Here is an 11578-nt window from a genome sequence, read left to right as displayed (position 1 = left end):
GATTTAGATGATTTTTTATGCGTTAATTAAGACTTCTGATAAAAAACAGCTAAAATTGAGTTGGATTGTTATTTTATATGGGAACACAGAAGCTCCACTACTTTCAATACTTTTGGCTTTTGCGTACAATGCCGCTCCCAATAATATTGCACGGTTGACTAGCATTTCTCAATGACACTGATTGCTGTAGGAATTAATCACAAAACGGCCCCTGTGGTTTTACGCGAGAAAGTTGCCTTTCCTGTGGAATCCATGGTGGAAGCGCTTGCCTCTTTGCGAGAGCATTTAGGTGCTGAAGAATCAGTAATTCTATCTACCTGCAATCGAACTGAAATTTATATATCAACTGAACATTCGTTAGGCGATAAGCTGATCAAGTGGCTTGCTAACTTTCATAATTTAGATACCAACGAACTTATTTGCCATAGTTATCTGCTTGAAGAACAAGAGGCTATCCAGCACATTTTGCGAGTCGCCAGTGGTTTAGATTCTTTAGTATTGGGTGAGCCGCAGATTCTAGGGCAGGTAAAACAAGCGTATACGAGCGCCAAAAATTATGGCGCAGTGAATAGTCAACTTGAAAAGTTATTCCAACATACTTTCTCGGTGGCAAAGAAAGTTCGAACAGAGACAGACATTGGTGCTAATGCGGTTTCCGTTGCTTTTGCTGCTGTGCAGTTATCAAAACAGATATTCTCTTCATTATCAAAAACCAAAGTTTTGTTAATAGGGGCTGGTGAAACAATAGAATTGGTTGCTAAACATCTGACCAATAATGGTGTGAACAAGATTACCGTTGCCAACCGGACATTAAGCCGTGGTAAAGAATTAGCAGAGCAAATAAACGCTAACGTTATTACACTTGCGCAAATTCCCAATGTTTTGCATGAAGCCGATATTGTCATTAGTTCTACTGCAAGTACTTTGCCCATTATCGGTAAGGGGATGGTAGAAAGTGCGCTAAAAGACCGTAAACATAAGCCTATCTTCTTCGTGGACCTTGCGGTACCTAGAGATATAGAAACCGAAGTCGCAGATTTAGATGATGCTTATTTGTATTCGGTTGATGATTTACAACATATTGTCGAACAGAATTTGGCCAGTCGCCAACAAGCTGCCGACGAAGCTGAGTTGATCATAAGAGAACAGGCTCAGGTCTACTTTAATTGGCAAAACTCACTAGAATCGATTGATTCATTGAAATTATTTCGTCAGCAAAATAATGACGTTAAAGTTAAATTACAACAACGTGCTCTAAGCCAATTGGCCGAAGGCAAAGATCCGCAAGAAGTCGTGATAGAATTATCAAATAAACTGACCAATGCGTTACTACACGCGCCAACCAAAGCGCTGAGCCGTGCTGCATCAGAACAAGACCAAGATACATTGTCATTGCTAAGGCAAACATTGGGTCTGGATGTCGAAAAAGAACAAACAGGAAAATCATGAAAGATTCAGTAGTCAGTAAATTAGAAACCCTTATCGAACGATTTGAAGAAGTTCAGGCGTTGTTAAGTAATGCAGAAATTATTGCTGATCAAAATAAATTCCGCGCGTTATCTAAAGAATATTCTCAATTAGAAAGTGTTGTTAAAACCTTTAAGCTTTATCAGCAAGCCCAGGAAGACTTAAAATCTGCGCAAGAAATGATGCAAGAAGATGATGCAGAAATGCGCGAGATGGCACAAGAAGAGTATAAAGAAGCTAAGTCGAAAATCGAAAGTTTAGAAAATGACTTACAAATATTATTGCTGCCAAGAGATCCTAATGACGATAGCAATTGCTTCTTGGAAATCAGGGCTGGGGCTGGTGGAGATGAAGCCGCTATTTTTGCTGGTGATTTATTTAGGATGTATAGCCGTTATGCTGAGACACAAGGCTGGCGCGTAGAGCTTATCAATGCAAACGAAGGTGAGCACGGTGGTTACAAAGAGGTGGTTGCGAATATTATCGGCGACGGCGTCTATGGAATCATGAAATTTGAATCCGGTGGACATCGAGTTCAACGGGTTCCTGAAACGGAATCTCAAGGCCGAATTCATACCTCTGCTTGTACTGTTGCTGTATTGCCTGAAATACCAGAATCTGAAGCAATTGAAATTAATCCTTCAGACCTAAGAATTGATACGTTCCGGGCATCGGGGGCGGGAGGACAGCACGTCAACAAAACAGACTCTGCAATTCGTCTAACTCACATACCTACAGGCGTTGTAGTCGAATGTCAGGATGAACGTTCTCAGCACAAAAACCGTGCTAAAGCTATGTCTGTACTGCAATCTAGATTGAATCAAATCGAGGACGATAAACGCGCTGCAGAAGAAGCTTCGACACGCAGAAACTTGGTTGGGAGTGGGGATCGCTCAGAGCGCATTCGTACTTATAATTTTCCCCAAGGCCGAGTGACCGACCATAGAATCAATTTAACCTTGTACAAATTGGATGACGTAATTGCCGGCGATGTGAATGCGTTGCTGGAGCCAATTAGACAGGAGCATCAGGCTGACCTGTTAGCCTCTTTGTCTGATGGAAACTAATCCAAATTTGACTGCAGGTTCCTGCGTTTCAGAACTGTTGAATTGGGCCTATCAGCATCTGTCAGAGGGCGAAAGTCCGAAAACGGATGCTAGATTGTTACTAGCTTACTGCATCGGAAAATCAACGACTTACCTGATGACTTGGCCAGATCAAATCGTTGATGAGAGCGCCCAATCACGTTTTCAGCAATTGGTTTGTAAGCGCAAGCTAGGTCATCCAGTAGCACATTTAATTGGTAAACGAAATTTCTGGACACTCAGTCTAGAGGTGACACCTGATACGCTGATTCCGCGCCCTGAAACTGAATTATTGGTTGAACAAGCGTTGCAATTACCCTTAAATCAAAAGGCAAAAGTGCTAGATTTGGGCACAGGTACAGGAGCTATTGCATTGTCTTTAGCTCAAGAAAAGCCTGAATGGGATGTTTTAGGTGTGGATGTCATTGAAGATGCAGTCGCTTTAGCAAAGCGCAACGCAGTTGCCAATCAATTGTCTCATGTCAAATTTTTGCACAGTAGTTGGTTTAGTGAATTAGGCGCTAACACTTTTGACTTGATTGTTAGTAATCCGCCTTATGTTGAAAGTGACAGCCAATACCTTTCACAAGGTGATGTGCGTTTTGAGCCTGTATCTGCTTTAACTTCTGGAAAAGATGGTTTAGATGACATTAAAATAATCATTAAGCAATCACTTCAGCATCTAGAAGCAGGGGGTTGGCTGCTTATTGAACATGGATACAATCAATCTGAGGCTATCGGTAAACTATTTGCTCACTATCAATATATAAATATATTTCATAAAAAAGACCTGAATAACCAACCCCGTATAAGTGCAGCTCAAAAACGCTAATTCTATTACACGTCAACTGACCTATCTCACTTCAGCTTTCTAGCAAATACGCAAAATAACAACAAAGATAACAACAAAGACAGCCATGTTTATATCTATTCTGACCAGATTTTATGTCATGTGAATTAAAGGTGGGTGTCCTGGTTAAAGTGCTGGGCAAAACTAACAACAAAGACAGCCATGTTTAAACCTATGCTGACCAGATTTTATGTTATGTGAATTAAAGGTGGGTGTCCTGGTTAAAGTGCTGGGCAAAACTAACAACAAAGACAGCCATGTTTAAATCTATTCTGACCAGATTTTATGTCATGTGAATTAAAGGTGGGTGTCCTGATTAAAGTGCAGGGCAAAACTACTTGAAAGTGAACTAACAACAAAGACACCCATGCTTAAACCTATTCTGACCAGATTTTATGTCATATGAATTAAAGGTGGGTGTCCTGGTTAAAGTGCATAAATTAAAGGTGGGTGTCCTGGTTAAAGTGCAGGGCAAAACTACTTGAAAGTGTATGAGGTTCGATGAATTTGTTAGGTTAAGCCTGTTGTTTTTGAGGTATTAAATTTCTGTGGCTCAAGTAGTTTCTAAATGGTAGATTGTCTCGGATATTTATCTATGAGGTTATGCTATGTCTGATATGTTTCTGTTTGCTGAAGACACAGACGAAAAAATTGAAGTTCAGAAAGGTGTATGGAAAGTCCTTATAGTTGACGATGAACCTGAGGTTCATGCGGTTACCAAGCTTGCATTGAACGATTTTGTTTTTCAGGAAAAAGGCCTTCGTTTTATTAGCGCATACAGCGGGAAAGAAGCTAAAGAACTTTTCCAGCAGCATGATGATATTGCGGTTGTGTTGTTAGATGTTGTAATGGAAACAGATGAAGCCGGTTTAGACGTTGCCCAATATGTACGTAACGAGCTTCACAACAATTTCACTCGTATCATTTTACGCACAGGGCAGCCCGGGCAAGCACCAGAGCGTGATGTGATTCTAAATTACGATATTAATGATTATAAATCGAAAACCGAACTTACAGCTCAGAAATTATTCACCGTGGTAATTGCGGCTCTTCGCTCATATCGAGATATCATGGTAATAGAAGAGAATCGACAAGGTTTAGAAAAAATCATTTCCGCTTCTGCAAATTTATTTACTATTCGTTCCTTAGAAAATTTTATCGAAGGTATTATTCAGCAGCTATCTTCGCTACTAGGAGGAACAAAGGACGCTGCTTATATCACTTCAGCCATTGCCGCACCTAATCCAATTGATGTCTTCGAGCCTAAGGAGTTTTACGTGTTCTCTGGAAAAGGAGAGTACCATGGACAAGAAGGAGCCTTGTTAGAAGATGTTGTAACCGAGGATGAGCTTGCTGCCTGTAGAAAAGCATTGAAAGAAAAATCACTGGTTTATGGCGATGAATACGTTGCAGCCTATTGTCAGGGTAAACATACTAATGGATCCCTGTTGTATTTATCTGGTATTCCCAGAGCAATGAATCGCTATGATAAAAAGCTTCTGGAAATATTCAGTAATAATGTCCAAATCGCTTTTGATAACGTGCTTCTCACAAAAGATATTGAAGACTCCCAACGAGAAATAATCGAACGTTTGGGCGATGCTATGGAAAAACAGTTTAGCGTTGGAAAGCACATTCAAAGGATGGTTGAAATGTGTAAACTGCTCTCCAAAGAGTATGGTTTATCTGAGACACAAATTGAAATGCTCGCCTTAGCTGTGCCATTGCATGATGTCGGAAAATTGAAAGTTCCAACCGATATATTAGGTAAACCTGGTCCGCTCAATGACTTAGAAAAAGAGGCTGCCAAACGGCACGCTCAAATCGGCTATGATTTGTTGAAAGATTCTCGTCGCAAAATTATTCAGTCAGCAGCCCAAGTCGCTCGCGATCACCATGAACATTGGGATGGCAATGGCTACCCTCGAGGTTTGAAAGGTGAAAAAATCCATATTTTTAGTCGGATTACGGCCATTGCTGATGTTTATGATGCCCTGCGTAGTAAACTCAATTACAAAGAGGCTTGGCCGTTGGATAAAGTGCTAGATACCTTCAAAGAGGCGCGAGGAAAACAGTTTGAACCTAAACTGGTCGACATTTTACTCGAAAATATCGAGAAAATAGAGAATATACAACAGCAATACCCTGATCCTGTTTAATCAATAATCGCCAGTTTCAAACGTTAATACAAGCAAGCTTACGGGGAACGCTGCTTATCAAAAAAATAATCAAAGGCTTCTCGATTTGACTACTGGTCTAGTATAAAGTGTTGGCCGCCTCAAAAGTCTTCCTTTATATTGAGGTGCAAATTTTCCAACTGAAAAACATAATAATTAGAAGGGCGTTTTATGTACATGATGACCAAACATCTTCACCTTACTGCAGTGGCATTAAGCATTATTTTATTTATTTTACGATTTGTATGGTTACAGCGTAATTCAACATTGTTACATAAAAAATGGGTGAAAATAGTACCGCATGTAATTGATACCCTGTTGCTGGTTACTGCTATAACTCTATGTTTTATCGTACCTTTTAATCCTATCCAACATCCTTGGTTGTGGCAAAAAATTGTTCTGGTTATCGCCTATATTGGACTAGGGTTTTACGTACTAAAATTTGCTGATTCAGCGATAAAACAATGGGGTGGTTTTACCCTCGCTATTGTGTGTTTAATGTTGGCTGCTAACTTAGCGGTTAGTAAACAAGCACTTATTGGCTTTTAACAAATAGATCATGGATAAGTGTTAAGGTTTCACTACGCTAACCCGATAACAACACATAATGTCAAATTGTTAGAGGATACTGTGAAAGCCTTACACCATGCTATCAATGAGAAAGACTCTTTGTTGGCGAGTTTATTATTAACTCAACAATTTGGAAACAGCATCAACGTACTTAAGTACGTTGCGCAAATTGCTGTACTAGCCAAACAAGTCGCAAAACATATCGATTCTAATGGGTCGGAACTGGATAGGTTTCAACAACTAATCGACGGTTTCTATACTCAATTGGCATTTAGCGGCGATGAAAACAATTTTTTTAATGCCAAGTATAGTTTAGTAGACCAAGTTATTGACTATCACACCGGGATTCCCGTCACCCTATCCATTGTTTTTTCTGCTATCGCCAATCAACTTGGATTCAATGTGGCAGGGGTTAACTTTCCTGGGCATTTTTTAATTCGTTTTCAAAGTCAGGAAAAGCGTTTACGCTTTATCGATCCACTTAATGGCAACACTATTAAGTGGCAAGAGTTAGAAGCGTTATATTTTAGTATCGTAGGTGAAACAGAAGATGAGGAAATGCCCTCAGACACACTCAATGTTGCCTCTACAGAAGAAATATTGGTTAGGTTATTACATAATTTAAAAGCGTCCTATATCCGAGAAGAAAATTATCAAATGGCACTTCGCGCGGTGGATTTGCTAATTGAACTTTGTCCTGATGACCCTTACGAGCGCCGTGATCGTGGTTTTTTACTTCATCAGTTAGAGTGTCCTCAAGTGGCGAAAGCCGATTACCAGTTTTTCATAAAACGTTGTCCTCAAGACCCTTCCGCGCAACTACTAAAAATGCAAATGCGGCATTGGGAAAGCGCTTTGACTGTGGTTTTACACTAAATTTTTATGCAACTTCAATGGCGCGATTTGACATCTGTAATTTATAGACACGTTAACCAAAGCAGCGCAAAACTCGCTAAACATTAATCTCAATTTGTTTACTCGTGCCACCGACAAATTTCCTTTACTCCGCACTTTAATATTCCTACTATAGCGCTAACTTACGTAATAAATTCAGCTATAGAGAAGCAATTTAAGTGAATAATCAACAATCTATTTCGGTAGGCAATGTAGACGTTGCGAATGACAAACCTTTTGTATTGTTTGGCGGTATGAACGTACTAGAATCTCGTGATCTGGCAATGCGGATAGCAGAACACTACAAAGAAGTAACAACTCGATTAAATATCCCTTATGTTTTTAAGGCTTCTTTTGATAAGGCCAATCGTTCATCGGTTCATTCTTATCGTGGCCCTGGAATGGAAGAAGGCTTAAAGATTTTTGAAGAAATTAAAAACACCTTTGATGTGCCGCTGATTACAGACGTTCATGAACCTCATCAGGCGCAACCAGTTGCTGAAATTGTAGATGTTATTCAGCTACCTGCATTTTTAGCACGTCAAACAGACCTAGTCGTTGCAATGGCTCAAACCAATGCCGTCATTAACGTTAAAAAACCACAGTTTTTAGCGGCCCATGAAATGCGTCATATCATTAATAAGTTTTTGGAAGCGGGCAATGACAAAGTAATATTATGTGAACGGGGTTCTTGTTATGGCTATAACAATCTCGTAGTTGATATGCTTGGTATGGATGAAATGAAAGATTATGCACCTGTCATTTTTGATGCAACCCATGCTCTTCAAAAGCCTGGTGGACGTTCTGATTCTGCCGATGGTCGCAGAGCGCAAGCGGCTCAGTTGGCTCGTAGCGGCATGTCACTTGGTCTCGCTGGATTATTTATTGAAGCTCACCCAGAGCCAAATCAAGCTAAATGTGATGGACCTTGTGCATTAAAGTTGGATAAATTAGAACCTTATTTACTACAAATGAAACAGCTAGATGAATTGGTTAAAAGTTTTGAACCTTTAGATACTAGCGCTAACTAATAGCCGTAACGGCGAACTTATTCAGTTAGTTTCGCCGTGTTGTTTACACTTGAAGTTTCTTCAATTTCAACTATAAATTTTTGTAGTTCTTTTTTGGCAGCATTAGATCCTAACAAAAGTTTAGAAGCTTCAATTGAGTTCAATGGTTGCAAGTCTTCCAAGTTTTGTTGAAGTAAAGCGTCAATGGTTGTTGCTAGTGACAAGCCCATTTCAGTTGTTTCATTAGCGCTAGCAAAACTGATAGCACTGGCGTTTAAAGCAATCGCAATTGTAAGATATTTTAAGTTTTTCATATTTTCTCTAAATTATTTTCATTTAACATTATCATTTTTGCTATATTTATTTAACAAAAACGTACAAATAAGTTAATGTTTTATATGCATAAAATTTTAACTTGGAGCTATTTTATACAATAACGTGAAACCTTGAAAATGACATTTAGTATGGATAATCATTAGAAAAACTAATGATTAAAAAGCGTTTCTAGTTTATCCTTAACACAATTCACTAAAAATAAGATTTGTCATGAATCGCCGATTGCCCCCATTGAATGCCCTTAGAGCATTTGAAGCTGCTGCAAGGCATTTAAGTTTTACGAAAGCGGCAGATGAGCTTTACGTAACGCAAGCCGCAGTTAGCCATCAAATTAAAAGTTTGGAAGAGTATCTTTCGATCAAATTATTTTTACGTAAGAATCGTTCTTTGTTACTTACAGAGCAGGGACAAAGCTATTACCTTGAATTAAAAGAACTGTTCGAATCACTACACTCAGCTACTGAGAGGCTTCTCGCGGCAGGCGCTAAAGGTGCTCTAACTGTGGCCATGCCTCCAAGCTTCGCCATCCAATGGTTAGTGCCTCGGGTGAACCAATTTAGCCAGCAATACCCTGATATAGATGTGCGAATCAAAGCCATAGATTTTGATGATGGTTTCTTAGAGGACGATGTTGATGTGGCTATCTATTATGGGCGAGGCAAATGGTCAGGGCTAAAAGTAGACAAACTTCATACTGAGTATTTGACACCTGTTTGCTCGCCAATGCTATTTAACGGTACTAAGCCTTTAGATAGTCTCGATGATCTTAAATACCATCGTTTGTTACACGACAGTACCCGCGAAAGTTGGAAAACGTTCATTAGACAATTTCATGTTAGCGGCGTCAAAGTCGAGCAGGGGCCCATTTTTAGTCACACTATGATGGTTCTTCAAGCCGCGGCACTTGGGCAAGGAATTGCGCTTGCAAATAGTGTGTTAGCACGACCTGAATTAGCTTCTGGACGATTAGTCTGTCCATTTGAAGAGCGTTTAGTGAGTAAAAGTAGTTATTATCTTGTTTGTCATGAATCTCAAGCCGAGTTAGGTAAAATTGCGACTTTTCGGCATTGGTTGTTAGAACAGGTTAAAGAAGAGCAAGATGGGGAGCAAGATGAAGTGCTTAATTGATCGTCCTGAAAAGCCGTTTGCTCGGTTTATTTTTGCCCATGGAGCTGGCGCGAATAAACATAGTGAGTTTATGCAACAGGTTGCCGAATTACTCTGTCAAGGTGGAGTAGAGGTTGTACGCTTTGACTTCCCATACATGCTTCGAGCAGCGGAAAAAAATAAACGCCAGCCCCCTGATAGAGCTAATATTTTGCTGCAAGATTTTACAGAGATGATAAATAGTGCCGATACAGAGCTACCATTATTTATTGGTGGTAAATCCATGGGGGGAAGAATGGCCTCGATGCTTGAGTCACTTGCTCGAGTTAAAGGTGTTATTTGTTTAGGGTACCCTTTTCACCCACCAGGTAAACCTGAAAAGGAACGCACTGAACATCTATATTTATCAAACGCACCTATACTGATTATTCAGGGAGAGCGGGATACATTCGGGAATCGCAGTAGAGTGGAGTCATATCCACTCCCTAAAAATATAGAAGTTCAATTCTTAGCAGCGGCAGACCATAGTTTTGTACCGCTTAAATCGAGTGGAATTACAGCCGTTGAACATATTAATTCTGCAGCCGATAGAATGATAAAATTTATGAAGGGACAAATATGAAGTTTTTATTAATGTTCGCTGCTAGTAGTGCAGCGCTATCAGTATTGCTCGGGGCTTTCGGGGCGCATGCATTAAAGACCTTGTTAACTGAGAATTCGTTAGGCTACTTTCACACTGCTGTGCAATACCAAATGACCCATAGTCTTGCTATGTTGGCATTTTTAGTTTTTTACAGTTTTTGGAAAAATGAGTGGTTAATTTGGGGAGCACGTTCGTTTGCTTTTGGGATTATTTTTTTTAGTGGCAGCTTATATACGTTAGCATTGACTAACTTAAAGTGGGTTGGTCCAATTACACCATTGGGTGGATTATGTTTTATAGCCGGTTGGGTATGTTTATTAGTGGCAGCTTACGAATATGAGAATTAATTCTCTACTATTATATTGCCGAGCAGGCTTTGAGGCTGATCTGTGCACTGAACTGCAAGAACAGTTGAGTAAGCTAGGTGTATTTGGTTATCCGCTGTTTTCCAAAAAATCGGGTTTTGTCCGATTTATCTGTCATCAAGATGGAGATCCAGAAAAAGTTATTCAACAACTGGCCGTAAAAGATTTGGTCTTTGCTCGTCAAATGTTTGCGTGCACAGAACCTATTTCTCTCACTGATACTGCAGATCGTATCTCTCCCATCTTAGAAAATTTGCAAGACCAAAGTTTATTTGGTGAACTGCGGGTTGAACATGCAGACACTACAGATGGTCGCGAACTATCTAAGTTATGTCGAAAGTTAGCGGTACCATTACGACAAAGTTTACGTAAAAACAACTTACTGACAGCAAAAGAACAAACTAACAAACCTTGTTTATTTGTATTTTTTGTCACTGGTGTTGAAGTGATTCTTGGATTCTCTAACCCTAAAAAGCACAGTCCGTTGCCGCTAGGCATTTTACGTTTGCGTTCACCTTCATCTGCACCCAGTCGTTCAACCCTTAAATTAGATGAGGCCATTCAGGTTTTTATCCCCAAAGCTGAGATGCAAATCCGTTTTGAACCAGGTATGCACGCCGTAGATTTAGGGGCATGTCCAGGTGGCTGGACATATCAATTGGTGCAGCGAGGGCTTTTTGTGCAAGCGGTTGACAATGGCGCTATGGATGCAGCTTTGATGGAAACAGGGCAGGTTAGCTACTTTCCTGAAGATGGCTTTAAATACGAACCCCGTAAAAAGAATGTTCATTGGCTAGTTTGCGATATGATTGAGCAACCCCAGCGCGTGGCGAAACTTATGGCTAACTGGCTAATTAAGGGATGGTGTAAAGAAGCTATTTTTAATTTAAAGTTGCCCATGAAACAAAGGTACGAATCGGTTACCCAAGCGAAGCAACTTGTGCATGAAATGATGGACAAACATGCGATTAAATATGAATGGCAAGCGAAACACCTTTATCACGACCGAGAAGAAGTGACCGTTCATATTAAAACCCTCTAGCGTTTTAAAGCGCGACTTTCAGCTTAGGCTTA

The 11578-nt window shown here is 40.0% G+C and carries 12 protein-coding genes; 11 read left to right on the top strand and 1 reads right to left on the bottom strand.

Annotated elements, in window-relative coordinates:
* Positions 1-171: 171 nt before the first annotated feature.
* From hemA to kdsA, 7 genes are all read left to right on the top strand, one after another.
* A complete protein-coding gene (gene hemA, locus ABWV72_RS11935; RefSeq protein WP_216050280.1) occupies positions 172-1449 on the top strand; it encodes a glutamyl-tRNA reductase in 1278 nt (425 codons plus the stop codon).
* Positions 1446-2534 carry a peptide chain release factor 1 gene (gene prfA, locus ABWV72_RS11930; RefSeq protein ID WP_216050281.1) on the top strand — a complete coding sequence of 363 codons (1089 nt, stop codon included), beginning with the start codon at positions 1446-1448 and terminating at the stop codon, positions 2532-2534. The genes hemA and prfA overlap by 4 nt, the downstream gene beginning before the upstream one ends.
* The gene (gene prmC / locus ABWV72_RS11925) at positions 2524-3384 is read left to right on the top strand and encodes a peptide chain release factor N(5)-glutamine methyltransferase (RefSeq protein ID WP_303500213.1); all 861 of its coding nucleotides are present in this window, start codon (positions 2524-2526) and stop codon (positions 3382-3384) included. Before prfA ends, prmC begins: the two co-directional genes overlap by 11 nt.
* Before the next feature lie 626 nt (positions 3385-4010).
* Positions 4011-5561 (top strand): DUF3369 domain-containing protein, encoded by a 1551-nt coding sequence (locus tag ABWV72_RS11920; RefSeq protein ID WP_353370727.1) that lies wholly within the window; start codon positions 4011-4013, stop codon positions 5559-5561.
* A gap of 195 nt (positions 5562-5756) precedes the next feature.
* The gene (locus ABWV72_RS11915; RefSeq protein ID WP_252729378.1) at positions 5757-6128 is read left to right on the top strand and encodes a SirB2 family protein; all 372 of its coding nucleotides are present in this window, start codon (positions 5757-5759) and stop codon (positions 6126-6128) included.
* An 81-nt stretch (positions 6129-6209) separates the two neighbouring features.
* Positions 6210-7025 (top strand): SirB1 family protein, encoded by an 816-nt coding sequence (locus ABWV72_RS11910; protein WP_353370725.1) that lies wholly within the window; start codon positions 6210-6212, stop codon positions 7023-7025.
* Positions 7026-7222: 197 nt separating this feature from the next.
* On the top strand, positions 7223-8074 hold the full coding sequence (gene kdsA / locus ABWV72_RS11905) for a 3-deoxy-8-phosphooctulonate synthase (protein ID WP_216050287.1): 852 nt from the start codon (positions 7223-7225) through the stop codon (positions 8072-8074).
* A gap of 17 nt (positions 8075-8091) precedes the next feature.
* On the opposite strand, the gene ABWV72_RS11900 is transcribed toward kdsA, so the two are convergent.
* A complete protein-coding gene (locus ABWV72_RS11900; protein WP_216050288.1) occupies positions 8092-8367 on the bottom strand; it encodes a hypothetical protein in 276 nt (91 codons plus the stop codon).
* A gap of 232 nt (positions 8368-8599) precedes the next feature.
* Here ABWV72_RS11900 and ABWV72_RS11895 point away from each other — a divergent pair, with 232 nt between their 5' ends.
* From ABWV72_RS11895 to rlmM, 4 genes are read left to right on the top strand one after another with little or no spacing between them, the layout of a single operon-like run.
* Positions 8600-9517, top strand: coding sequence for a transcriptional regulator GcvA (locus ABWV72_RS11895; protein WP_216050289.1), 918 nt, complete (start codon positions 8600-8602; stop codon positions 9515-9517).
* Positions 9501-10118 carry an alpha/beta family hydrolase gene (locus ABWV72_RS11890; RefSeq protein WP_353370722.1) on the top strand — a complete coding sequence of 206 codons (618 nt, stop codon included), beginning with the start codon at positions 9501-9503 and terminating at the stop codon, positions 10116-10118. Before ABWV72_RS11895 ends, ABWV72_RS11890 begins: the two co-directional genes overlap by 17 nt.
* Positions 10115-10486, top strand: a complete 372-nt coding sequence (locus ABWV72_RS11885) for a DUF423 domain-containing protein (protein WP_216050291.1) — start codon at positions 10115-10117, stop codon at positions 10484-10486. Before ABWV72_RS11890 ends, ABWV72_RS11885 begins: the two co-directional genes overlap by 4 nt.
* A complete protein-coding gene (gene rlmM, locus ABWV72_RS11880; RefSeq protein ID WP_216050436.1) occupies positions 10482-11546 on the top strand; it encodes a 23S rRNA (cytidine(2498)-2'-O)-methyltransferase RlmM in 1065 nt (354 codons plus the stop codon). Before ABWV72_RS11885 ends, rlmM begins: the two co-directional genes overlap by 5 nt.
* Positions 11547-11578: the final 32 nt, after the last annotated feature.

This window comes from Aliiglaciecola sp. NS0011-25, from assembly GCF_040370605.1.
Classification (GTDB): Bacteria; Pseudomonadota; Gammaproteobacteria; order Enterobacterales; family Alteromonadaceae; genus Aliiglaciecola; species Aliiglaciecola lipolytica_A.
This window is presented reverse-complemented; position numbering and strand designations above follow the sequence as displayed.

Excerpts from the sequence above, each read along its gene's own strand:
- hemA (WP_216050280.1), top strand. The coding sequence starts at position 172 with ATGACACTGATTGCTGTAGGAATTAATCACAAAACGGCCCCTGTGGTT.
- prmC (WP_303500213.1), top strand. The coding sequence starts at position 2,524 with ATGGAAACTAATCCAAATTTGACTGCAGGTTCCTGCGTTTCAGAACTG.
- ABWV72_RS11920 (WP_353370727.1), top strand. The coding sequence starts at position 4,011 with ATGTCTGATATGTTTCTGTTTGCTGAAGACACAGACGAAAAAATTGAA.
- prfA (WP_216050281.1), top strand. The coding sequence starts at position 1,446 with ATGAAAGATTCAGTAGTCAGTAAATTAGAAACCCTTATCGAACGATTT.
- ABWV72_RS11890 (WP_353370722.1), top strand. The coding sequence starts at position 9,501 with ATGAAGTGCTTAATTGATCGTCCTGAAAAGCCGTTTGCTCGGTTTATT.
- ABWV72_RS11885 (WP_216050291.1), top strand. The coding sequence starts at position 10,115 with ATGAAGTTTTTATTAATGTTCGCTGCTAGTAGTGCAGCGCTATCAGTA.
- ABWV72_RS11895 (WP_216050289.1), top strand. The coding sequence starts at position 8,600 with ATGAATCGCCGATTGCCCCCATTGAATGCCCTTAGAGCATTTGAAGCT.
- ABWV72_RS11900 (WP_216050288.1), bottom strand. The coding sequence starts at position 8,367 with ATGAAAAACTTAAAATATCTTACAATTGCGATTGCTTTAAACGCCAGT.
- ABWV72_RS11915 (WP_252729378.1), top strand. The coding sequence starts at position 5,757 with ATGATGACCAAACATCTTCACCTTACTGCAGTGGCATTAAGCATTATT.